The organism is Oceanobacillus luteolus, assembly GCF_042678205.1.
GTDB classification, from domain to species: Bacteria; Bacillota; Bacilli; order Bacillales; family Amphibacillaceae; genus Oceanobacillus; species Oceanobacillus luteolus.
Window position 1 is genome coordinate 16,652 of record NZ_JBHUDE010000156.1, and the last position, 24,440, is coordinate 41,091.

Below are 24,440 nucleotides of genomic sequence, written 5' to 3' on the forward strand. Positions count from 1 at the left end.
ACATGCATGAAGCATATTCCGCTCTTTTTAATTCCAATAATATGGAGTTTCTTGATACACGTAGTAGTTCAGCCAATTCGAAAACAATAAATGGGTATGAGAGCGCCAAGTGTTTGGTGGTGTGTTCTCTGGATTATCTTCCGGGAAATAATTAACCGGAATCTCAATCTCCTTACCCTTTCTCAAATCACGGTAATATTCATCACTCAATGTAGTCGCATCATATTCGAGATGACCTGTGATCATAATATTTTTCCTGTCTTGTGAAAGAACAATAAATGCAGAATTATCGTCTGTCTTTGAAAGCAGGAATAAATCTGGATGCTTCTCGATAGCGGACGTATCGACAGTTGTATGCCTCGAATGAGGTGCTAAAAATGTATCGTTGAAACCTTGAACAAGTTTTTCCGTCGGATCAGCAATATCATGATTGAAAATACCGAAATATTTTTTCGGGAGCATCTCCTTGTTGATTCCATAATGATGGTACAACGCTGCTTGAGCTCCCCAGCATATGTAAAGGTTCGATGTTACATTTTCTTCTGCCCAATCCATAATCTCTTTAAGCTCTTCCCAATAATTGACCTCCTCAAATTCCAAATGCTCAATAGGTGCTCCAGTAATAATTAAGCCGTCAAATTTTTGGGATTTCACTTCTTCAAATGTCTTGTAGAACGTATCTAAGTGATAATTGCTCACATTCTTAGATTGATATGTTGCAGTCCGCAGAAATGTGATATTTACCTGCAACGGTGTATTCCCTAATAAACGTAAAAGCTGAAGTTCCGTTTTTTCTTTCTCGGGCATCAAGTTCATAATAAGAATATTAAGCGGACGAATATCCTGCGTCCGAGCCCGATCTTCGTCCATGATAAAGACTTTCTCCTCTTTCAATGTTTCCCATGCCGGCAGCTCTTTCGGTATATTAATCGGCAATCCACACCTCTCCCCTCTTTGTATGATCATGCAGAAACAATTCCCTCTCCCCAAACTAGATATGAAGGTATATAAACTTTAATGTATGATAAAACTTATTATAAATACTAAATCTTGAAACAGCAAGCCTATAAAAACAGCAAAATAGCAGTTGCATATTGAGTTACTTTCAGCTTGTCGATTTTTCATATATAATGATGGAGTAACTAGTACATTTTAGAGGGGTGAAGGAAATGAAGAAAAAACTGTTTATTTTCATGACCATGTTGCTTTCTAGCTTGATTGTTCTAAGTGCGTGTGGAACTGGGGATGACAACCCAGATACGGAACAACCAGAGCAAGAAGAAAATACATCTGCAGTTGATGAAGAAGCAACTGAAGATGAATCTGAGGCTCCCGAAGAAGACAGCACAGAAGAAGAAACAGAGGAACCTGATGGTGAAGAAACTGACTCTGAAGGTGACGGGTCTCAAATAGTTGAAGAAAATGAAGCTTTTCGAATTTTTGAACCTGCACCCAATACAGTTGTGGACAATGAATTTACTGTACGTGGAGAAGCACGGGTCTTCGAAGGTACAGTCCAGTATGAATTCGAAGATGGACATAATATTTTAGACGAAGGGTTCGTCACTGCGAGCGCAGCGGCTCCGGAATGGGGCGAGTTTGAAATAACAATTACGTTTGAAGATGTTGCTTTTGATTCAGGTACACTTATTCTTTATGAAGAAAGTGCAGAAGACGGCTCCAGACAAAATGAGCTGTTGATTCCAGTAAAAGTAGAGAAGTAAATCATTCGGTCAATCAGAGCTTAATCTGATTGGCCTTAATTTTTTTGAGATTAGAGGGTCTTACATGCAAAAATTTTTACAAATGAAATGGTCTGTTATATTGATTGCTGTTTTTTGTTCGTTATTATGGGGAAGTGCATTTCCTCTATTAAAAGTAAGTTACGAGGAATTCCAAATTGCTGCTGATGACATTGCAGCAAAAATAGTATTCGCCGGTCTGCGATTTCTGCTTGCTGGGATGATTGTACTCACCTTTCTTCTCATCAGTAATCTTAAACACCTTTATATCACGAAGAAACAACTGGGGATACTTGCCATTCTAGGACTAGTACAAACTGCTTTGCAATACTTTTTCTTTTATAATGGTTTAGCACATGTCACAGGTATGCAAGGAGCAATTCTGAATTCCAGTGGAACGTTTCTTACAGTACTATTAGCTCATTATTTTTATGTCAACGATAAAATGAGCACAAGAAAAGCACTCGGACTACTAGCTGGGTTCTTAGGGATCATTGCTGCAAACTGGGGACAGGATTTTACTTTCCAATTCACGTTTATGGGTGAAGGATTTATGATATTATCCGGCCTAACAAGCGCTTTTGCAACGATTTTGGCAAAAGAACTGGCAAAAGGGATTCATCCATTTGCCATTACCGGGTGGCAATTTTGTCTAGGTGCACTCTTTTTGCTGATTATCGGTTTACCGCAGTTAGATGAGAACGCGATGATTTTCACTCCATTCGGCTGGGGATTGTTCATCTACTCTGCACTTTTATCCGCCGTTGCCTTTGCACTTTGGTACTCCTTATTGAAATATAATCCTGCCGGAGAAATTTCAATGTACAAATTTATTGTCCCTGTTTCAGGATCCATTTTGTCCACTATATTTATTCCTGGAGAGAATTTAACCCCTGCTGTTTTAATCGCTCTTGCTTTAGTTGCTATGGGTATAATCATTGTAAATACCGGTAAAAAAGAAGTAAATCGAGATGGTCAAGGATGATAGGGTAGCCTAAAAAGAGAGGGGATATAAACTGGTCATGGAAATGAAACGTTTCGTAAGAGGAAGGATGGGAAGGAAACAATTCCTTTCCATGACTTTTTGGGCGTGGGGCCTTGAACCATCTCTAAAGCAAAGGATAATCGATACGAATGAACCAGTCAAAAAGCGATTCTTTATAATTCATCCACTATCTTGCCAAACAACTCCTTCTTCAGTAGATACCGCCTTGTTTACCTGAAGGATATGGCCAATTCTAGCGCCCCGTACGAACGATAATTAAAAAATATAGCTTTTTCCCACAAACCAATCATCGAACACCAGTTCTCAACATAAGGTCATCAAAAGCTCAAAACTTAACTGTCATTCCTGGTTTTGCCAAATCTATTGCCATACCACCAACTACTTGGGCACTTTGTAACAATTCCTGAAGGTTCCCATAGTGCGGTAAATGAGTTAAGATTGTTTGTTTTGCTTCAGCTGCAAGTAGTCCTGCTTCTCTTGCGTTCATATGACCAAATGATTTACCATCCATTCCTTCATATAAACTACACTCTGCAATCAACAGATCTGCCCCTTTACTAAATACTGCCAACTCTTCAAAATAGCTTGTATCTGCAGTATAGACAATGGTTTGATTCTTGCACGTAATCTTCATTGCATAGGTCTCAACTGGATGTATACTTTTTAAAAAATTCAGTTGGAAAGGTCCGATTGTAAGCTCGGTATCTTGATCAATACGTTGAAATTGAGTATAAGGTATCGATGTAAATTCATCTTTTTTTACAGGGTTTTCCGGTCCATAAATACACAATGGATGATCAACTTTTCCCAACTTAGTATTGACTAGTCGAGAAAATTGGTAAGCACCAACATCACTGCTATGATCATAATGATAATGGGATAATACGACATGATGAATCTCATTCAAATTGATAAATTCCTGTAGTTTCATCAAAACCCCACTGCCACAATCCACAAGCAATGAAAATCCTTCATGTTGAATCAGATATCCAGAACAAGGTTCACCCTTCTTCGGGAATCCGCCCCACATGCCAATAACGGTAATCTTCATGGAAATCTCTCCTTCATTCAAGCCATATTCAAGACCAACCTTTTTTAATCTATCTTGACAATTTTACGTTTCATTTTCAATCAATAAGGGTATAATAGGTTCCATATGTTTAATTTAAGAAAAATGGAGGAAATATGAAGAAGGTTTCGAAAGTATTCTACATAGCTATAGCAATTGTTGTATTTATGGTAATTTTGGGAGCTAGTTTCCCGAAGCAATTTGAAAGGATTACAAGTGATATCCAATCGCTTGTTTCTACTACATTTGGCTGGTATTACATGTTATTGATGTCAGCGTTAGTAATCATCGCAATCATGATTGCATTCAGCAGATTTGGAAAAATCCGCCTTGGAAAAGATTATGAGAAACCAGATTTTTCTACACCGACATGGATTGGAATGCTCTTTTCTGCTGGAATGGGGATCGGTCTTGTATTTTACGGAGCAGCGGAGCCGCTCTTCCACTATGTTGTCGATGCTCCAAATGCCGAAGTTGGAAGTGATGCAGCGTTTAAAGATGCACTCGCCTTTTCTTACTTTCATTGGGGTATTCATGTATGGGCGATGTATGGTGTTGTTGCGTTGGCACTTGCCTTTTTCCAATTCAGAAAAGGCGAACCTGGCTTGATTTCAGCAACTTTAAAACCACTCTTCGGAGATGCTATGAAAGGCCCGCTCGGAACAGTTATCGACGTCCTTGCAGTATTCGCGACGGTATTTGGTGTCGCAACTTCCCTTGGATTTGGAGCTGTACAAATTAATGGTGGACTGTCCCATTTATTTGGTATAGAGGTAGGTTTTCTCTCCCAATTAATCATTATTATTGTTGCTACATTTTTATTTATCATGTCTGCGTGGTCTGGGTTGAGTCGTGGGATAAAATACTTGTCGAATACAAATATTGTATTAGCCGTGATTTTATTGCTGATCATTCTTGCCGTCGGACCTAGCATTTTAATTATGAATATGTTCACAGAAACAATTGGGCTATACATTCAGAATTTGATCAGCATGAGCTTTAAGACAGCACCACTGGAAGGTGACAATCGCACCTGGTTGGATGGCTGGACAATTTTTTATTGGGCATGGTGGGTTTCTTGGGCTCCATTTGTCGGCATGTTTATTGCACGGGTGTCACGAGGGCGGACAATACGAGAATTCCTTCTCGGTGTCATGATTATACCAACTCTATTTATTTCCATTTGGTATGCAGCATTTGGAACGACTGCGGGAAATATTCAAAATAACGGTATCGACCTTTCAGGCTTTGCAACCGAACTCGTGTTGTTCAATATGTTTGACCAACTGCCGATGTCGACCTTCCTTTCCATACTTGCGATTATCTTAATCGCGTCGTTCTTCATCACGTCGGCAGACTCAGCAACGTTCGTACTTGGTATGCAAACAACGAGAGGGTCTCTCACTCCACCGAATATGGTAAAGATCGCTTGGGGATTTGCACAATCCGCCGTTGCCGTCATTCTTCTATATGTTGGAGGGTTAACTGCCCTGCAAAATACGATTATTATTGCGGCATTGCCATTTTCCTTTGTTATCATATTAATGGTAGTTGCACTGTTCAAGGCTTTACAAAAAGAAATTTAATGTGGTAACACACATGTAGACTAGGTCCATCAAGGATATCCTTGATGGACCTTTTTATGTTCAAGCTGCACAATCGAATGCTCGTGATTTTTTAAACTTAATAAGATATAATGGGAAAGGATTAGCTGCAAATCGTAACAATTTGATTATATGGGAGGCCTATCATGAAAATCACAGTAGCAGGAACAGGTTATGTCGGGTTAGCCAATGCTGTTCTGCTTGCTCAACATAATGAAGTAACTGCCTTAGATGTCATACAAGAAAAAGCGGATATGATTAATGCACGAAAATCACCAATCGGTGATGATATGATTGAAGAATTCTTCCGAACAAAAGAGTTGAATTTAACAGCGACGACAGATCCGGAACCCGCGCATAAAGATGCAGATTTTGTCATTATCTCCACTCCAACAAACTATGACCCTGATAAAAACTTTTTTGATACGAGTTCAGTTGAATCAGTGATTGAAGATGTCCTCGCGATTAACCCAGATGCCTTAATGATCATTAAATCCACGGTCCCAGTAGGGTATACGGAGAGTTTGAAAAAGAAATATAATACACAGAATATCATTTTCTCACCGGAATTTTTACGTGAAGGTAAAGCGCTCTATGATAACCTTCATCCATCTAGAATCGTACTCGGTGAACAATCCGAACGAGCTAAGACATTTGCCGATTTACTGATCCAAGGTGCCGTTAAAGAGGATATTCCTGTATTATATACGGAATCGACCGAAGCTGAAGCGATTAAATTATTTGCCAATACATATTTAGCAATGCGAGTTTCTTTCTTCAACGAACTGGACAGCTATGCTGAAATCAATGGATTAAATGCTCAGCAGATTATTGAAGGTGTAGGTTTAGACCCGCGAATCGGCACACATTACAATAACCCTTCCTTTGGTTATGGCGGGTACTGTCTGCCTAAAGATACGAAACAGTTGCTTGCTCATTTTGAGGGTATTCCAAACAATATGATTAAAGCTATCGTTGCCTCAAATGCAACAAGAAAAGATCATGTGTCACAAATGATTCTAGACCGAAATCCAAAGATAGTCGGTATCTATCGTCTCACGATGAAATCAGGATCAGACAACTTCCGTCAATCTGCCATCCAAGGAGTCATTGAAAGAATCATTGCTCGAGGCATTGAGGTTGTCATTTATGAGCCGACACTAGACAGTACAGAATTTGAAGGTATTAAGGTAGAAAATAATCTGGAGAAATTTAAAGAAATATCAGATGTCATTGTAGCTAACAGGCTTTCGGATGATATAAGGGATAGTAAAGAAAAGGTCTATACAAGGGATATATTTAGTAGAGATTAATCTAAGGAGAAGGTCCTTGACCCTCTCCTTCTTCATTTTATCCCATAATCTTCCAATTAATTTATTTTTCTAAATTATTCACCTTTTACTTTCATTATCTGCTAGATTATGGCATATTACTTAAATAAAGGTCTTACGTTTATTAAAAGATTATAGGGGGGAATATGATGAGAGCTTTAACAAGTTTATTTGATCGGCTTGTCCAGCGGTACCTGCCAGATGCATTTTTATTTGCTATTATTCTAACAATCCTAGTATATGTATTAGGAGTCTCATTCACTGATAGTGGTCCAATTGAAATGGTTTCTTTTTGGGGAAATGGATTTTGGGACTTGCTTGCATTCGGTATGCAGATGTCCCTCGTAGTAGTCACTGGTTATATTTTAGCGAATACACCTATTGTAAAAAAAGCTCTTAAAAGCCTGAGCTCCTTGGCAAAAACTCCAGCTCAAGCTGTTATTCTAGTTACTTTTGTTGCACTAATAGCATGTTTGATCAACTATGGGTTTGGATTAGTCGTCGGCGCCTTATTCGCCGTACATGTTGCGAGAAGAGTGCCAACCGTGGATTTTCGTGTTTTGATTGCGAGTGCTTATAGTGGAATGCTCGTATGGCATGGTGGATTTTCGGGCTCCGTTCCCTTGACGATCGCTACTCCTGGACACTTTCTTGAGGATTTAATGGGACAAGTTCCTGTAGTAGAGACTCTTTTTAGTCCAGCAAATATTTTTATCGTACTTACAATGGTTATTACGCTACCAATATTTAACCGCTATTTATTAAAAGGAGCAACTTCATCTCATTCAGCAAGTCATATTCCGGAAGACGATGAACAGGATGAAGAGCCTGTAGTGAAGGCTACCACTCCAGCAGAAAAACTGGAGAACAGCCAAATCATATCTATAGTAATCGGTGGTCTTGGTCTAATCTATATTATTTATCACTTTGCTACCAATGGCTTTGATTTGAATATTAACATTGTTAACTTTATATTCTTGTTTTTAGGAATATTATTACATCGAACTCCAAAGCGTTTTCTCGATACCGTTTCCAATGGTGTGAAAAATGCTGGTGGAATCATTATTCAATTCCCGTTTTATGCTGGAATTATGGGTATGATGACAACATCGGGATTATCAGAGCAAATCTCTCATTGGTTTATATCTTTTGCAACAGATTTTACGTTGCCAATTATTACGTTTATCAGTGCAGGGCTAGTTAATATTTTTGTACCATCAGGCGGTGGTCAATGGGCAGTACAAGGTCCCATAATGATTCAGGCTGCAATGGAATTAGGTGCAGACCTACCAAAAACTGCAATGGCAGTCGCTTGGGGAGATGCATGGACAAATATGATCCAACCGTTTTGGGCACTACCAGTCCTAGCTATTGCTGGACTTAAGATCCGTGATATCATGGGATTCTGTGTAATGATTCTATTTTTCAGCTTCATTCCCATCGCAATTGGATTATTGTTATTTTAAATACAGAAAGGGTCAACCAAGACTTTGGTTGGCCCTTTCTTACTTTTGATCGAATCCCTGTCACCCTTTGTTCTGTTTCTTAAAGATGAGAGCTGGTTATGGTAGTCAATGTTACCTCTAGAGGCTCTTTTCTTGACGATGAAGGCACGTGAGATATCCTCACGTTACCTCTTGAACCATTTTTCTTTTCGTCGAGGGTATGTGAGATGTTCTCACGTTACTTCTTGAGCCATTTTCTTCTCGTCGAGGGTATGTGAGATGTTCTTACGTTACTTCTTGAGCCATTTTCTTCTCGTCGAGGGCATGTGAGAAACTCTAACGTTACTTCTTAAACCGTTTTCTTGACCCCAAGGCCATATGAGATGACCACTTCTAGCCTTCTGTTAAAAAATCGTTAAAAATTCATTCTGAAACTGGGTCAGATTTTTTAGTTACCATTTCCTCTTCGATAATCTCGAATCCTTCAATCACCGTGTTTTCTTCCAATTCGATTACGAGACATAGTTTTCCGTCCAAGCGCATTTGGCGGAGATATCGAAGTTCGCTTGGGCTGACCTTCAAATCAGCAACTTTTGTTTGGATTTTGATAGACTTTGAATTATATTTTGGTACAACATTATTCGCCTTCAGTTCGAATGTCTCGTCATCGGTAACTCGTTTAAATGCCGCTTCTATCACTTCTGTTTCAACATCTTCTATTCCGCTGCTTTTTAGTACCGTCTCTACATCCTTGTAGTCTAGCTTTGGTGTATCCTTCGGGTCTGTCTCTTCTATAACGCGCTGAACTTCTTCATAGACATTAGCGAGAGTTGAAGTTGTAATCTGATCACCTGCAACATCCTTAACGATTTCCTCGAATACAAACTTATCTTCTTCCGCGGTGAAAAGTTCTTCTGCATTTAATACCTCTTCAATAAAGGCAAAATCAATTTCCTTGGATTTCCCAATAGAATATAAAATATGGTTTACATCTGACTCCCCTTCAGAGAAACAAGGGAATAGGAATCCGCCTATCGGAGCATTCAGATCGATGATTGGGTCAACGACAATATTGTATTTGAATTCTTTTTCCACATAATCAAATAGCAATTCCTTCTTCGGATCTTGGGTTGTATTTATCGTACACATGATGAAAGAATGGGAAAATACTTTATCACGTTCATGATCTTCTGTTTCTTCACTGATCGGCTTTACAGTTTTTAAATATTCCCCGTTCACAAATGTCAGAACAATATCTTGTTCATATTGTTTTACTTGAAGCATTTTTTCTACGACCTTGAGCATTTGATCCTTCCAAGTTTCTGTATCGTTTGTGAGCAATCCTTGATGAAGGATTAGCTGTGTGCTATTTTCTACTTCTTTAGCAAATTTCAATTCAAATAGTTTACGGTCGAGCTGTCCAGCTAATACTTTTTTAAAGTTGTCCATGAAAAGTTCTTGCTGCTCTCTATCTAGCATCTCAAACGGGGTACTCTCTTGATGATAAATCTCACTAGATTCTTTCATAATATATACATTAAAAACTTCATTAAGCTTTAAAAGATCATTTTCCAACTTTAATTGTCTGCGGAAACTTGCAATATCCTTTTTATTCACGTAAACACTCCTTATATCTTTGCAACTAATGATATCTATTATACTACAAAAAAGAGACGATAAGGCAGTCCCTTTTCGTCTCTTCAAATCATAGTTCATTTTAACCAGTGTAATAGATTGTAATAGATTTGGCTCTTTTTCAAGTAAAAAAGTCAACCAAGGATGAACCTTGATTGACTTCCATCTCTTCAGTGAATTTACTCCAATCCACCAATCGAAATATATTTAGTTTCAAGATACGGTTCAATACCTTCCAATCCGCCTTCTCTTCCAATCCCACTCTCCTTCATCCCTCCAAAAGGAGCATGAGCGGCAGATGGAGCACCATCATTCCAGCCGACAACACCAAAATTGAGATTCTCATGCAGGTATGTACCTGTCCGATAATCATTGGTAAAGAAATATGCCGCTAATCCGAACGGAGTATTATTCGCAATATCCACTGCTTCTTCAATCGTCTCGAAAGCAGTAATTGGCAATACTGGACCAAATGTCTCTTCTTGCATGATCACCATTTCATTCGTGACATGATTAAGCACCGTCGGATGGACGAAATAATAACCTTTTTCATCATTTTCATCAAATGTATTACCTACCAATACATCAGCGCCCTTTTCAACCGCATCATCGATTTGACTTACCACCTTCTCAAATCCACCTTTATTAATAACAGGGCCAACTTGTGTACCTTCCTCTAAGCCATTTCCTACTTTTAACTTTTGCACCTCTTGGACGAGTTTTTCTGCAAATTCATCTACAACTTCCTTTGCAACAAGGACACGATTGGCACAGATACAAGTCTGACCCGCATTTCGGAATTTTGAAGCAATCGTTTGACTGACAGCAATATCCAGGTCCGCATCTTTTGCTACAATGAGTGGAGCATGTCCGCCTAACTCCATAGATACATGTTGGACGGAATCTGCACTCTGTTTAATCAACTGCTTACCAACCGGGGTTGAACCTGTAAATGTTATTTTTCTTATTTGTGGGGTGTTCGTAAAAATCTCCCCGATTGTTCCACCTGATCCATTCACATACTGCACTGCATCTTCTGGAATGCCAGCTTCATGCGCCAACTCAATTAATTTCATTGTTGTCAGTGGCGTTTCGCTTGCTGGTTTCACGATAAATGTACAACCTGCCGCAAGAGCTGGAGCAGCCTTTCTAGTCATCATTGCTGCCGGGAAATTCCAAGGTGTAATGGCAGCAACAACTCCAACCGGCTGACGAGTCACGAGGATACGCTTAGATTCTGTATGAGCCGGAATCGTTCTGCCATAAATCCGTTTCGCTTCCTCAGCAAACCAATCAATATAGCTTGTTGCATAATCCACTTCCCCAAGAGATTCTTGTAACGGTTTTCCGCTTTCCAGAGTCATGACCTTAGCAATCGACTTTTTATGCTCTTGAATAAGATTGGACCATTCTTTCAGTAATCTAGCTCGCTCATGTGCATTGATTTTCTTCCACTTTTGAAATCCTTGTGTCACTTTTTCTATTTTTGATTTTATTTCCTGTTCTGTATCTGGTGTAACTTCTTCAACGAGTTCCCCTGTAGCCGGATTTGTTACTTTAATAGTTTCTACCATAAAAACATCTCCCTTTTAAAGTGTTGAATAAGTTAAACTTCCATCAACGCTTATCTCTACCCGGTTCCCCTTCCGGATAAGCTTCCGTTTCCATTTGGTTCCCAATCCAAGTTTCACCATCTGCCCAATGCTCTTTTTTCCAAATCGGTACAATTTGCTTAATCCGCTCAATTACATATTCATTCGCTTCATAAGCTGCTTTCCGATGAGGTGAAGATACAGCGATACAAACCGCTGCTTCGGAGATTTCCAGTCGTCCAATTCGATGTGTGACTGCGACGATCGTATCTGGCCATTTTTCCTTTACTTCCTCACCAATTTCAGCAAGCATTTTTTCTGCCATTGGCACGTATGCTTGGTATTCCAAATAGATTGTTTTTCTACCGTGTGTCCACTCCCGCACAATGCCTAGGAAAGTTGTAATCGCTCCAGCCTCCCTGCGGATAACCTTTTGAATGACACGATCTACATCAATTGGTTCCTCCACAATTTCAAACATTTTCTCTGTCATAGGTTACACTCCTCTAAATCATTCAACCAGTCTTCCCAGGTAGATCCAGATTGTTCATCCAGCAGTATTGCCGTCACTTTTTCCCTTTGGTGATATCCTATTTCTCCTCCCGGAAGCAATATTAATACATTAGCTTCCGCCAGCGAGGTGACGATATTCGGTTTATCCAATCCAACAGGATTTGCAACAACATTTCCTTCCTCAAAATGGAGTTTTCCTCGAACAAAACGATGGAACGGATTTGAATTCGCAAACTCTCCGCCTAGGGCCACCTGAATTTTTTGCAAAAATGGCTTGTCGGTATGATAATAACGAATCACTGGTCTTGCGAAGATTTCAAAGCCAACATAACAAGATGATGGATTTCCTGATAGTCCAAACAACAACTTTCCGTCCACTTCGGCTACCGTCGTTACGGATCCTGGACGCATACGTATTTTATTGAATAAAACATTCGCATTCAATTTCTCTAAAATAGCCGGAATATAATCATAATCACCAACAGAAACTCCCCCAGTTGTAAGGAGAATATCAACATTCTCCAATGCATCGACAATCTGCTGATAACACAGCTCAAAATCATCTGCAAATTGTCCTAAAGAAACCGGTGTTGCCCCTGCCCGTTCAATCTGACCAATTAGCATATACGCATTACTATCCCTAATTTTCCCCGGCTCTAATGGAGCATCTACCGGCAATAGTTCACTTCCCGTTGAAATGATTCCAACTCTCGGTTTCTTTGTTACTGGTACTTTTTTATAACCGAAAGTCGCGAGAACTGCCATAATACCGGGATTGATATACGTTCCCTTTTTAACGAGCACTTCCCCTTTTTTCGTATCTTCACCTTTTAAGGTAATATTCTCTAAGTGATCGAGTTTTCTAGTAATCTCAATAACAGTTTTACCTTCCCGTTTCCATTCGGTGACTTCCTCAAGCATGACGACTGCATCACAACCTGGTGGAATCTCGGCTCCTGTCATAATACGCACTGCTTCTTGATCTCCAACTTCTTTTCCAAACACACTGCCCGCGCCAATTTCAGCGACGACTTCAAGTTCGACAGGATGCTCCTGGGATGCTTTCTCTGTATCGACAGCCCTCACTGCAAAACCATCATACCTCGTCCGGTTAAATGGAGGGACCGGATGATCACTAATCAAATCTTCCGCAAGAAAATAGCCATGACTTTCTTCTAACGAAACATATATTTTTTCACCCTTTTTCGCGAACTCCATAACATGTTTAATTGCATCGTTCACTTCAATCGGGGTTCGTATTTCTACCATTTTTGCTCACCTTCCTAACCAACCAACTGATAATATATCTTTCTAGCTTCTTCCATTGAACTTGTACCATGAATGAATGCACGGCCATCAGAGAAAACAACAACTCGATAGTCACCATAATGGAGGGAGAGCAAAAATTTATTTACGTGGATAGATCCGAGTTTCTCCAGCCTGCTTGCCAGCTCTTCCAAAACGATGTGGCGGTTTGCTCGTATTTGTACCGTGTTTCTTCCGCAAAGCACTTCTGTTTTCGTTCGGGTGTCATAACTCAAGGCCGGATAACTTGGATTTACACCACAACTCGGACAAGAAGCTTTTTTGGCACGATCAACTTTAATCATCTGGTATTGATTCGTCCATAAATCAAACATGACTAGTTGTGTTCTTAACGAATTTACATCCCCAACAAGCAACTTCAATGCTTCTGCCGTCTGATGTGCGACAACCATTTGCACAGCTGGTGCGATAATTCCGACCGAATCACAAGTCGCACCAGATAAAGTCGTCGTATCTAAAATGCATGCAAGACAAGGGCTCTCACCAGGTAAGATAGTATAGCTCATACCTGTACTCCCGACACAAGAGCCAAAAATCCAAGGAAGCTTGTGTTTATGAATCAAGTCATTCATAACGAATCGAATATCAAAATTATCCGTTGCGTCGATGACGAGGTCCACATCTTTAAGGTATGGAGCAAGCTCTTCTCCGGTCACATCTAAAATTAGTGCATTAACCTCAATTTCAGGGTTGATTGCTTCTAATTTTTCTTTTGCCGCAATGACTTTTGGAACTTGATTTTCCGCGTCTTTATCTGTAAATAATTGCTGACGTTGCAAATTACTCCGTTCCACATAATCACGATCAATGATTGTCAGCTTACCAACACCGGCCCGTGCAAGATTAGCCGCATTGGCCGTACCAAGTGCGCCGCAGCCAAGAATCATGACATGACTATCACTAATCTTTTCCTGGCCTGTCTTTCCGATTGGCTTAAATAATGCTTGCCGTGAATATCGTTCTTTCATCACAATACGATCCTTTCGTTCCTGCTGATTATTCTTAACCACCAATATAGGACATTTCAATTTTTTTCTTATTTTTTGCTGTAAGTTCTGTACGCTCATCAGAGTAACGGTCCGTTCGCTTACTCCAAATCGAGGCTATCGTTTGTTTGATTATTTCATCATCAGATTCAGAGCGGACAAGCTTTTTCAAGTCATATCCCCCTGAAGCAAATAAACAAGTATATATCTTTCCATCTGCAGAAATCCGCGCTCGTGTACAAGTTGAACAAAATGATTCCGAGACGGAAGTAATAAATCCGACCTCAGTATTTGTCCCTTTATACCGGTAACGTTTGGCCACTTCACCCAAATAATCCGGATCAACTGGTTCTAATTCAAAATGCTCACTGAGTTGATTAAAGATTTCCTTTTTCGTTACAACTTTACTGAAATCCCAACCATTCGTTGTCCCCACGTCCATGAATTCGATAAACCGTAATGTAATCCCTTTTTCCTTAAAAAACTTCGCCATTGGGATGATTTCTTGTTCATTCATCCCTTTTTTTACGACCATGTTCACTTTTACTTCTAAACCGACTTCGAGTGCTTTATCAATCCCTTTTAACACCCGTTCCGTGCGTACTCCACTATCATTTATGGATAGGAAAGTTTCGTCATCGAGAGCATCGAGACTGACATTGATCCGTTTCAACCCTGCATCTTTAATGGCTTCGGCTTTATTTGGCAGTAAGGAAGCGTTCGTCGTAAGTGCAATATCATCAAGTCCCTCGATTACACTTAGTTTTTCGATAAGTTGTGGTAAATCTCTCCGTAGCAGTGGTTCTCCGCCCGTTAAGCGGATTTTATTCACACCAAGAGCAACAAAAGCAGTTGCTATCCGGACAATTTCTTCATTTGATAACAGATGGTCTTTAGGCAAAAATTCATAATCCGGCCCGAAAATTTCTCTTGGCATGCAATACGTACAGCGAAAATTACACCGATCGGTAACTGAAATCCGCAAATCTTGGAGCGGCCTGCCAAACTTATCTGTGATTATTGTCATCGTTACCCACTCCCCTCAATTGAATTAACTAATTCTATTATAATCCTTATGCCTGTCAATATCGAATAGTTTGAATTTTTTAGAGATAAAATATGTAAGTTCGTTAAATAAGAAAAAGGACAAGAATATTGCCCTTTTACTCATCTATCATTCCTATTCCGTTAGATAGTAACTGTATGATACGGTCAATCTCTATTTCTTCATCCTCCCAAGCGCTTTCCGGAAAAAGTACATACCTCGAAAGAATATAGCTGAAAATTGATGAACCGACCATGCGAATAATTGCATCCGGATGTCCTGGGACAATTTGCCCTTTTTCTTGATAATAACGAATGACTCCACGCAACTTTTCAAAGATATCCTTCCCAATATGTTCCACTGCCTGATTTTTGAGTTCCTCATGAAATGGTAACTCTTGGACGACAATACGGAGAAATGAAATATTATCCGTAATAAAATTTATACGGTTCGCAATCATAGCTCGAAGGAAGTCTTCATAATGGTCGAATTCAGCATCCAATACATTATAAAGATCTTTTTTTATATATGGTCCAATTATTTTTATCATTACCGGAGAAACAACCGTTAATAGTAAATCCTTTTTAGACTTATAATGTCGAAAAATGGTACCCTCGGCCACACCTGCTTTTTTCGCAATTTCACTAGTTGAAGTTGCTGCGTACCCCTTTTCAGCAAACAACTCAGTGGCTGCAGTCAATATACCTTTTTGTTTTTCCGTTAAATTATCAGCATCATTAAACACAGGCATCTCCTCGTATTCATAAGTGTTTATTCTTATGATAAGCTATTTTATTCATGAATTGCAATTTATACTGGAACTAGATTTTCCTGTATTTTCGTAAAGAAAGGATGTTTAGAAAGATAAATAGACATGAAAAACCTATCATCACTACAAGCTCGTTATAAATCTCCGATAAACCATAGCCACGTACCATGACATCTCTTAGTGCTTCGGCTGCATAATAAAGTGGTGTTAATGGACCAATCCAACTTAGCCAATCCGAAATGGTTTCCAAGTGAAACAAACCAGAGAAAAATAATTGGGGAATAACAACCAATGGAATGAATTGAATCATTTGCAGTTCATTATTTGCAAAGGATGAGATAAGGATTCCTAAGGTAAGTGCTGTAAGTGCCAGTGCTAAAATAATCATTAACAAATGGAAAAAGGAACCTTCCATCATCATATCAAGGACAAAGATTGCGTATGCTGCAATTAGCGTAGACTGTAGAAGCGTGATCGTTCCAAAACCTATCGTATAACCAGTTACAAGTTCCCATTTGCGGATTGGTGTGGATAGGAGACGCTCCAATGTCCCAGTTGTTCTTTCGCGAATGAAAGATACTCCTGCAATAATAAAAACGAAAAAGAACACAAAAAAACCTAGTAAAACCGGTCCAAAGTAATCAAATTGCCCCATATCGTTCGCTCCGTGCAAAAAGTGAACCGATAAATCCTCTTGCGAATTTTTCTGTAGGGGAGCAAAGGTAGAGTGTATCCAACGAATTACTTCACCATTTACCATTGGATCACTGCCTTCAAGATATGCGCTCGGTTTATTGCCTGTAAAAGTTATATAGCCATCAATTAACTGTTTCTCCAAATCCTTTTCTGCCGATCCCTCCTCTGTGTAATAAGTCACTTCAGCACCAGTATCGAGATTATCAGAAATCATGTCAGGAACGTCTACCATTCCTATTTTGGGTGTATAATCATCACCATTGAAAATCAGATGCAGCATCGTTAAAACTAAAATAGGTGCAAAAATTAATAATCCGATAGTCCGCTTATCCCGAAAGATTTGTTGTAAAATACGTGTAACTACAGCTTTTACTCTCATATCCCCTCACCTCCATAAACTAAAAATGCATCTTCTATAGAGTCTGTGTTTGTGTTTTCCTTTAATTGCTGGGGAGTTCCTTCAGCTATTAATTCTCCACTACGAATTAGTCCAAGTCGATGACATTTCTCTGCCTCTCCCATGACATGTGTCGTAACAATAATCGTCGTTCCATGTTTATTTAGATTCTCAAATGCATCCCAGATTTTTTTACGTAAGACCGGGTCAATTCCGACAGTAGGTTCGTCAAGGATAAGTAATTCAGGTTCATGGAGTAAGGCAATAGCCAATGAGAGTCTACGTTTCATTCCACCAGAATATCCTGCGACAAGTTTTTGTGTGTGATTTTGTAGATCAACAAGTTCCATCACTGCTTGAATTCGGTTATTTTTTCTTTTCCCTTTAATCCAAAGAGACTCGCAAAAAATTGCAGGTTTTCCTTAGCAGATAAATCTTCATATAAAGCATCCGATTGCGCCATATAGCCAATTCTATTAATTACGTTTAAATTCGGCATTTTGGTTCCTAAAACCATATTTTCACCAGTCGTTGGAGTATCTAATCCTGCTAACTCCTTTACGAGTGTAGTTTTGCCTGCTCCAGACGGTCCCAATAGACCGAAAATCTCTCCTTTCTTAATATCTAAATTGATATTGAAAAGTACTTGCTGTTTTCCAAATTTCTTAGATACATTCCTTATAGATACACAGTATTCCTCCACCCTTTGTACCCCCTTATTTAAAGTGAGTGATTACTCACTTTAAATATACTTGACGTTGTTCCATTTGTAAAGTGAGTAATCACTCATTTAAGTTTCAATACAAAATAGGGTGCGCATAAAAAAGTGGATCAATCAGGAACTTCCCCTGACTAATCCACTTCCGTTTAGTTGCTTATAATGTATTTTTCCCCTAATATCTCTTTTGTTTCATAGTTGCCTTGAGTTAATTCTTTGTCGAGGAATTCATTTACTTCTGCCTGCTCCAAATTATACATTACTTCAATCTCTTTTGAGAACAACAATTTTTCCTTAGCAAGTAAATCCTCCAATTTGGGTTGTTCCTTTGGTTCAGGTTCTTCTCCTAATACTTGTCTTAGCCCTGCGACATAGTAATCAAACGGACGACCTCCAACAATTTTGACTCCTTTATTTTCCTCATTTGCCATGATGATGGTTGGAAAACCACGCGCACCAAGACTGCGTGTGAGTGCAAAGTCTTCGTTTAAAAGAGTCATACCTTCCTCTTCATCTGCCTCAGTAACAATTGCTTCACCATCTAATCCCATATTATTGACAATGTCAACTAGTACTGATTTCTCACCAATATTTTCGTTGAAAGCAAACAACGCTTCCCTTGCACGACGAAGATATTCGAATGCTTTTTCGTCACCATGATGTTTCTGGACAATTTTAAAAACACGGGATGCCGGGAATGAAGATTGCACTGGATTATCAATCATAAGTGAACCATCAATCGGCATGCGTGAATGCTCTCCAACTTCTCTCCAGTGTGGCGCTACATCTGCCGGTCCATAAATACCATTCGCTGGGTCGATTGGTCCATCATGCCATTTCTCCAATAAACCACCCATTACGGTATTTACGTTGAAGTAATGACCATACTGTTCCATGAATCTCCGTAATGTCGGCTCGATAGCCCAGCAATGGGAACAAATCGGATCAGTCACATAATATAATTCAATTGTTTTCTTCGGTTCGTTCAAATCAATCAACTCCATTTCTGTGTCATCTGCAGGACCACATACCCCTGTCTCCATATCACAAATAAGATTGTTTCTATTTTCCATTTCTATCTTCCTCCCTAGACTATCATGAAGAAAATTCATTGTAATCAAAATTCTTCTCTTCATTTCTTAATGCTAGTATAATCAATAGCAGATACAGTAAACACCATTAGTTTCTCTAATCTGTTGGATATCCTACATATTTACAAAAGTGTTGGAAAAAGAGGGGGAGGACGAAATGAAACAAACCAGTACAGATCCAAGAATTTTACGAACGCGGCAGCTTATTATGGACTCCTTTGTAGAACTCTCATCGAAAAAAGAATTTAAAGACATCACAATTAAAGATATAACAACCGCTGCACAGATCAATCGCTCTACTTTTTATTATCATTTTGAAGATATTTACGATTTATTGGACAAAGCTTTGACAGAGTCATTATTGGTGAACTTGAGTTATGAGGATTTTGTTGAGAGTGAAATTAATGAAGAAACATTGACTGCCATCTTTAAGGAGATAACTAACTTTCAACTTTCCTTATCCACACGTTGCCATCGTGGTTATGAAGAGACCATTGCTAGAATTATTAGGGATCAGCTGGAAGTGATATTCGCAAAGATGTTAAGTAATCAATTCCCAGAGAATGAGAGGAACGGGCTCGAGCGGACTGCATCAATCCTTAGCTGGGGATTGTACGGAGCATCTGCAGATTGGCGAAAAGGCAATGCAGATGTGGAGCCAGAAACATTCATTAAACCAGCCATCCCTTACTTACTGCCATAAAAAAGTGAAACTTCATTCAGTGGGAATTGCTTTACCTACCCCACTGAATGTTAAGATGGCGAAGTTTATTTTTAGGGCATTACAGATGTTGTTCCGTGATATATAGTATCAGGAGGAAAATTCTTATAGCCCTAGTTATTCACAGTTACTGCCTTTCCAAACGTCAGCTTTTCATAATGTTTATATAGAGAATGGAACTTTCCTGTATAACTTTTCAACCACGGCTTCTTCTTCCCGCAAAAGTGGATAATCGATGTCTCATTAATTACATAATCCATGCCGAATTCTCCTTTGCTGGCCAGTTTGTAATATTGATAAAACCTCGCATCATAATTATAGAGCACTTCCTCTATTTCTTTTATATCCTGGGAATAGAGCGCGTTTAGAATATCTTGGTCTGGTAGGACGAGCCGCTTCTTGTTCTCTTCCACAAAGTCGAAGATATCCTGTTCACTTATCCTCTTTCGTTGCTCTTCCAAATTCATCAAAAGTACACCAGAATTATAATAAGCCTCCATTTCATAAGCTTTTAAGCGGATTTTATTCAGTTCTTTTATTTTTGCGATATCGTGGTAAGCGGCGGCATAAAGGTAGCCTGTAAGGTCTGTATCATATAAACTCTTAATCTCATTGATGATAAGGATATCAGGGTCAAGGTAAAGGATGCGATCGAGGGTTTCTGGTAAAAACTTAAATGCCAACAGCCTGTAGTACATTTCCTTCGTATAATGTTTAACCACTGGTGCCTCCCGGAAATATTCATCTGTTATTTTAAGTTCGTGGAGGATATGGCCTTCACCTCTCACGCCATCTTGAAGCAGCAGTACTTCTTCCGATTTTAAAGATGAATGCATGAGATAGATAGAAAATTTTACATCAGGATTATTGAGGAACATCGATTTGAGCATGACCTGTAGCGGTCTAATATAATTGGAATCAAGTGTAACAAGTATGTTCAACTTCATACCAACTCCTCTATTTTGTATTTCTATTATTATACCATCACTGCTAAAAAACTATGGAAAATAACGACAGCGAGAAATAAATCACAAGGGTTCTAACTCCTCTGGTTGAGACATAGGATATAAAAAAATAACAGTAGCCCTCTCCTTTATCCAAATCAATGAACCTAATTAATGAAAAAGGAGGTTTTGTGATGAATTTAACCAAAAAGATTTTAATTGCTCTGGTTCTTGGTGTTGTTGTTGGTATTATTTTTACATTCATTCCTGAAAGCGTTTTCTCCAATCTTGATATGTATGTGTTAAGTCCAGTCGGAACAATATTCGTCAATCTCATCATGATGCTCGTCGTACCTATTGTTTTTGTATCCATCGTACTAGGAACTGCCGGTCTTGGTGAACCGGCAAAACTGGGTAGAATCGGTATTCAAACGATTACTTTTTTCCTTGTGACCACAGCACTTGCACTTTGTATCAGTCTGGCATTGGCTTTCATGATTAAACCAGGAGCAGAAGGTGTATTCGATGTCAGTGTAGCGGATTTTGAAGCTCAAGAAGCTCCGCCTGTGATGGAAACAATTATAAGTATTATTCCAAAGAACCCCGTAGCTGCCATGTCTGCAGGAGATATGCTGCAAGTCATTGCATTTGCAATTTTTATTGGCCTAGCACTCGCCTTTCTAAAGGATAAAACTACAGGAATGTACCGATTGTTTGAGCAAGCGAATGAAATTTTAATGTTTCTCGTAAATTTAATTATGAAATTCGCACCGTATGGAGCATTTGCACTAATCGCATCAGCCATAGGTGGTGCTGGACTTGATGCCATCGGTTCTATGGCGGCGTATATGGGAACAGTAATATTAGGATTGATTGTCCACGCAGCTCTTATTTATAGCCTAGCAATTTGGATGCTCGGTAAAGCAAACCCATTAACATTTTATAAAGGGTTCTTTCCAGCGATGACAGTCGCCTTTAGTACATCGAGTTCCAATGCAACACTTCCAGTTTCTATGAAAGTGGCACAAGAAAACCTAGGAGTAAGTAAAAGTATCAGTAGTTTCGTACAACCACTCGGAGCAACGATCAATATGGACGGAACAGCGATTATGCAAGCGACCGCCGCTGTTTTTATTGCACAAGTATACGCAATCGATCTTGGTTTCACAGAAATAATTGCGATTATTTTAACAGCGACTTTAGCTAGCATTGGGACGGCCGGTGTTCCAGGAGTCGGACTTATTATGCTTGCTATGGTCTTGACTCAAATAGGTCTACCGGTGGAAGGTATTGCATTAATTATCGGTATCGATCGTCTGCTTGATATGCTACGGACTGCTGTAAATATTACCGGGGATGCAGCCTGTGCATATATCATTTCTGAAAACGAAAAACGTAGGGATGTTAGTTAAAATTAAAGTTTATTTTTAATATGATAAAGGTCTATTGGATTCAGTCCAATAGACCTTTTTCCGCACTAAATTGTCAGAATAAATTATTAATTGACTCTAAATCAGAAAACTAGTATTATATTTTTAATTTACTTAATTAGCAAGTTAGCATCCTATCAACTTAGATGAGCTAGCATAGAATGAGGAGGAAGAGTAAATTGAAGGAGTCAACTAAGAAATACATCGTAGATCGGTCGTACAAAGCGTCACAAGGAATTGCAAATGCAGTTCTCGTAGCATTAGGGATTGGATTGCTCATTGAAACGATTGGAACCTTCACGGGATGGGAAGGATTCACCACTGTCGGTAAAGCAACCCAATTAATGTTGGCACCAGCATTTGGAGCCGGAATTGCTCATATGCTTGGTGGAAATACATTAATAATTTTTAGTGCGATGGCAGCAAGTACCATAGGAGCCGATGCACTTCAGATGAATGCCGATGGAAGTTGGGTGCTAACCACAGGTCAACCGATTAGTGCTGTACTGGCTGCAGTTATTGCAGTTTGGGCCGGTAAACGTGTCGCCGGAAAAACAAAATTGGATATGCTTGCAATCCCATTTGCAGCCACATTTGTTGGAGGAGTCAGCGGTGTGTTTATAGCCGCAGTCACTACACCACTCATTGAAGCTTTAAGCGCGTATATTACAAGATCAGTAGAAGGATCTCCATTTGTTGCATCAATTGTAATATCATTAGTTTGGAGTATTTTCCTTATGTCACCTGCATCATCAGCAGCAATTGCCATGGCATTGCAGCTTGACCCAGTTTCAAGTGCAGCGGCATTGATTGGCTGTACCGCACAATTTGCAGGCTGGACAGCAATGTCCTGGAGACAAAATCAGCTAGGTGCCAATATTGCACAGTCATTCTTAACACCAAAAGTTCAAGTTCCGAATATTGTTAAAAACCCGCGCCTTGTCGCAGGACCATTCTTATCATCAATTATTTGTGCACCAATCGCTATATTAATGTTTGATTTTCAGGTTCCTTACCAATTAGCTGGACTTGGACTAAATTCCTTTATTGCACCATTGAATATCCTTGCAAACCAAGGCATATCCGTACTGATGATGTATATTGTCGTAGGTGTGATTATGCCGGGTATCATCTCTGTTGTTGTATACAAAGCAATGCAGTTGCGTGGTGCGGCCTATAACGGAGATTTAAAAATGGAAGTTAGCTAATTAATTTATTTGAATTTTCATAGATTTGTTATTTTGGACAAGCTCTATTCTTTTGTGGGATTGGGCTTGTCTTTTATTATATAGAATTAGTGTAAACGGTTAAACTAATGTAAATACTTGGATTTATCTTTATATTTTAATATATTATATAATATACACATACACCTCCACATGATATAGTTTCTGATTAGAAATACACTTGGACAAAACATTGCCTTTATAAAGTAATTCCCAAATGAAGACACTAATGGAGTGAGATATCAACATGTCTAAAACAAATAAGAACCCACAAATTCTATCTTCAGTCAGTAATGCATTACGAATTCTTAAAAGCTTTTCAACCTTTAAACCAACACTTAAAGTCAGCGAGCTCTCAGAGTCTCTTGGTCTCGCAAAAAGTACTATAAGCAGACTTCTATCTACTCTGACTCATGAAGGTTTTGTAGTCAAAGATAAAAAGACTGGTGCTTATAGATTGGGGATATCCGTCTTAACCCTTGGTGGTATCGTTACAAACGAATTGGAAATCCATAACGAGGCATCTCCCGTAATGCACAAACTAGTAAGTGAAACTGGTGAAACAGCACACTTGGCAGTTCTCGACGGGTTATCGACTATCTATATTCATAAAGAAGAGTGTAATCATCCTGTGCGTATTCTTACCCATCTAGGAAGGAAAAATCCTGCCTACTGTACGAGTTCAGGTAAAGTGTTGTTAGCTTATGATGAAAAAAAACTTGTAGAAGAGATTATTAGACAAGGCTTGAAGAAATATACCGCCAATAGTATTTCAGAACCGGAAAAACTTTTAGAAGAGTTAAGAGTGATTCGTGAGAGAGGCTACGCGATAAGTACAGAAGAATTAACGGAGGGCACACGTTCCGTAGCTGCACCAATTAAAGATTACACCGGCAAAGTAGTCGCTTCGATCAACGTAGTCGGTCCGATTCAACGAATGAAAGATTATAAAATCCCTGAAATTGCAAGAAAAGTTATGCGAGCAGGGGAAGAAGCGTCTGAACGAATGGGGTATGACAAGAGATTTTTGGGCTGATTTGATGTATATTCGGGCTTGTCAAATAAAGTGTGTAAGTTCCCATTTATTCAAGGTACTTTAACACCCTATCTTTCAGTTCATCATGAAGAAGAAGCTGGTTCATAACCATGGCCCA

At 39.2% G+C, this 24,440-nt stretch carries 22 protein-coding genes and 1 pseudogene; 10 read left to right on the forward strand and 13 right to left on the reverse strand.

The window, feature by feature from the left end:
• Positions 1–27 precede the first annotated feature (27 nt).
• Complete coding sequence (gene metA / locus ACFSBH_RS17420; protein WP_251516273.1) at positions 28–936, reverse strand: homoserine O-acetyltransferase MetA; 909 nt, start codon at positions 934–936, stop codon at positions 28–30.
• Positions 937–1,169: 233 nt separating this feature from the next.
• Here metA and ACFSBH_RS17425 point away from each other — a divergent pair, with 233 nt between their 5' ends.
• The 3 genes from ACFSBH_RS17425 to ACFSBH_RS17435 all read left to right on the forward strand — a co-directional run bounded on the left by ACFSBH_RS17425 (position 1,170) and on the right by ACFSBH_RS17435 (position 2,965).
• A complete protein-coding gene (locus ACFSBH_RS17425) occupies positions 1,170–1,724 on the forward strand; it encodes a Gmad2 immunoglobulin-like domain-containing protein (RefSeq protein ID WP_251516270.1) in 555 nt (184 codons plus the stop codon).
• A gap of 64 nt (positions 1,725–1,788) precedes the next feature.
• Positions 1,789–2,727 carry a DMT family transporter gene (locus ACFSBH_RS17430; protein WP_251516267.1) on the forward strand — a complete coding sequence of 313 codons (939 nt, stop codon included), beginning with the start codon at positions 1,789–1,791 and terminating at the stop codon, positions 2,725–2,727.
• Positions 2,728–2,764: 37 nt separating this feature from the next.
• Entirely contained in the window at positions 2,765–2,965 is a 201-nt protein-coding gene (locus ACFSBH_RS17435; protein ID WP_379598851.1) for a hypothetical protein, read from the forward strand.
• A gap of 108 nt (positions 2,966–3,073) precedes the next feature.
• Here the strand turns inward: ACFSBH_RS17435 and ACFSBH_RS17440 are convergent, their stop codons facing one another.
• Positions 3,074–3,799 (reverse strand): MBL fold metallo-hydrolase, encoded by a 726-nt coding sequence (locus ACFSBH_RS17440; RefSeq protein WP_379598853.1) that lies wholly within the window; start codon positions 3,797–3,799, stop codon positions 3,074–3,076.
• 134 nt (positions 3,800–3,933) lie between these two features.
• Between ACFSBH_RS17440 and ACFSBH_RS17445 the strand changes: the two genes are divergently transcribed.
• The 3 genes from ACFSBH_RS17445 to ACFSBH_RS17455 all read left to right on the forward strand — a co-directional run bounded on the left by ACFSBH_RS17445 (position 3,934) and on the right by ACFSBH_RS17455 (position 8,218).
• Positions 3,934–5,403 (forward strand): BCCT family transporter, encoded by a 1,470-nt coding sequence (locus ACFSBH_RS17445; RefSeq protein ID WP_251516261.1) that lies wholly within the window; start codon positions 3,934–3,936, stop codon positions 5,401–5,403.
• 164 nt (positions 5,404–5,567) lie between these two features.
• A complete protein-coding gene (locus ACFSBH_RS17450; protein WP_251516258.1) occupies positions 5,568–6,734 on the forward strand; it encodes a nucleotide sugar dehydrogenase in 1,167 nt (388 codons plus the stop codon).
• Between the two features lie 167 nt (positions 6,735–6,901).
• Positions 6,902–8,218, forward strand: a complete 1,317-nt coding sequence (locus tag ACFSBH_RS17455; RefSeq protein ID WP_251516241.1) for a short-chain fatty acid transporter — start codon at positions 6,902–6,904, stop codon at positions 8,216–8,218.
• A gap of 402 nt (positions 8,219–8,620) precedes the next feature.
• Here ACFSBH_RS17455 and ACFSBH_RS17460 read toward each other — a convergent pair whose 3' ends face one another.
• The 10 genes and pseudogenes from ACFSBH_RS17460 to ACFSBH_RS17505 all read right to left on the reverse strand — a co-directional run bounded on the left by ACFSBH_RS17460 (position 8,621) and on the right by ACFSBH_RS17505 (position 18,947).
• The gene (locus ACFSBH_RS17460) at positions 8,621–9,814 is read right to left on the reverse strand and encodes a DUF4317 domain-containing protein (protein ID WP_251516239.1); all 1,194 of its coding nucleotides are present in this window, start codon (positions 9,812–9,814) and stop codon (positions 8,621–8,623) included.
• Between the two features lie 197 nt (positions 9,815–10,011).
• Positions 10,012–11,406 (reverse strand): NAD-dependent succinate-semialdehyde dehydrogenase, encoded by a 1,395-nt coding sequence (locus tag ACFSBH_RS17465; RefSeq protein ID WP_251516236.1) that lies wholly within the window; start codon positions 11,404–11,406, stop codon positions 10,012–10,014.
• Between the two features lie 43 nt (positions 11,407–11,449).
• The gene (locus tag ACFSBH_RS17470; protein WP_251516233.1) at positions 11,450–11,917 is read right to left on the reverse strand and encodes a molybdenum cofactor biosynthesis protein MoaE; all 468 of its coding nucleotides are present in this window, start codon (positions 11,915–11,917) and stop codon (positions 11,450–11,452) included.
• The gene (locus ACFSBH_RS17475; protein WP_379598859.1) at positions 11,914–13,206 is read right to left on the reverse strand and encodes a molybdopterin molybdotransferase MoeA; all 1,293 of its coding nucleotides are present in this window, start codon (positions 13,204–13,206) and stop codon (positions 11,914–11,916) included. The genes ACFSBH_RS17470 and ACFSBH_RS17475 overlap by 4 nt, the downstream gene beginning before the upstream one ends.
• A gap of 14 nt (positions 13,207–13,220) precedes the next feature.
• Complete coding sequence (locus ACFSBH_RS17480; protein ID WP_379598861.1) at positions 13,221–14,231, reverse strand: MoeB/ThiF family adenylyltransferase; 1,011 nt, start codon at positions 14,229–14,231, stop codon at positions 13,221–13,223.
• 34 nt (positions 14,232–14,265) lie between these two features.
• On the reverse strand, positions 14,266–15,276 hold the full coding sequence (moaA, locus tag ACFSBH_RS17485; RefSeq protein ID WP_379598863.1) for a GTP 3',8-cyclase MoaA: 1,011 nt from the start codon (positions 15,274–15,276) through the stop codon (positions 14,266–14,268).
• Between the two features lie 136 nt (positions 15,277–15,412).
• Entirely contained in the window at positions 15,413–16,039 is a 627-nt protein-coding gene (locus ACFSBH_RS17490; protein WP_379598865.1) for a TetR/AcrR family transcriptional regulator, read from the reverse strand.
• A gap of 76 nt (positions 16,040–16,115) precedes the next feature.
• On the reverse strand, positions 16,116–17,138 hold the full coding sequence (locus tag ACFSBH_RS17495) for an ABC transporter permease (RefSeq protein WP_379598867.1): 1,023 nt from the start codon (positions 17,136–17,138) through the stop codon (positions 16,116–16,118).
• Positions 17,135–17,859: pseudogene (locus ACFSBH_RS17500) on the reverse strand (ABC transporter ATP-binding protein). The gene ACFSBH_RS17495 and the pseudogene ACFSBH_RS17500 overlap by 4 nt, the downstream one beginning before the upstream one ends.
• A gap of 164 nt (positions 17,860–18,023) precedes the next feature.
• The gene (locus tag ACFSBH_RS17505; RefSeq protein WP_379598869.1) at positions 18,024–18,947 is read right to left on the reverse strand and encodes a DsbA family oxidoreductase; all 924 of its coding nucleotides are present in this window, start codon (positions 18,945–18,947) and stop codon (positions 18,024–18,026) included.
• A 175-nt stretch (positions 18,948–19,122) separates the two neighbouring features.
• Here ACFSBH_RS17505 and ACFSBH_RS17510 point away from each other — a divergent pair, with 175 nt between their 5' ends.
• Positions 19,123–19,668, forward strand: a complete 546-nt coding sequence (locus tag ACFSBH_RS17510) for a TetR/AcrR family transcriptional regulator (RefSeq protein WP_379598871.1) — start codon at positions 19,123–19,125, stop codon at positions 19,666–19,668.
• A 131-nt stretch (positions 19,669–19,799) separates the two neighbouring features.
• Here ACFSBH_RS17510 and ACFSBH_RS17515 read toward each other — a convergent pair whose 3' ends face one another.
• On the reverse strand, positions 19,800–20,633 hold the full coding sequence (locus tag ACFSBH_RS17515) for a glycosyltransferase family 8 protein (protein ID WP_379598873.1): 834 nt from the start codon (positions 20,631–20,633) through the stop codon (positions 19,800–19,802).
• Positions 20,634–20,824: 191 nt separating this feature from the next.
• Here ACFSBH_RS17515 and ACFSBH_RS17520 point away from each other — a divergent pair, with 191 nt between their 5' ends.
• From ACFSBH_RS17520 to ACFSBH_RS17530, 3 genes are all read left to right on the forward strand, one after another.
• Complete coding sequence (locus ACFSBH_RS17520) at positions 20,825–22,042, forward strand: dicarboxylate/amino acid:cation symporter (RefSeq protein ID WP_379598875.1); 1,218 nt, start codon at positions 20,825–20,827, stop codon at positions 22,040–22,042.
• Positions 22,043–22,239: 197 nt separating this feature from the next.
• Positions 22,240–23,268: a PTS sugar transporter subunit IIC gene (locus ACFSBH_RS17525; RefSeq protein WP_251515190.1), complete on the forward strand. Its 1,029-nt coding sequence runs from the start codon at positions 22,240–22,242 to the stop codon at positions 23,266–23,268.
• A 265-nt stretch (positions 23,269–23,533) separates the two neighbouring features.
• Positions 23,534–24,322, forward strand: coding sequence for an IclR family transcriptional regulator (locus ACFSBH_RS17530; protein WP_379598877.1), 789 nt, complete (start codon positions 23,534–23,536; stop codon positions 24,320–24,322).
• Positions 24,323–24,440 lie beyond the last annotated feature (118 nt).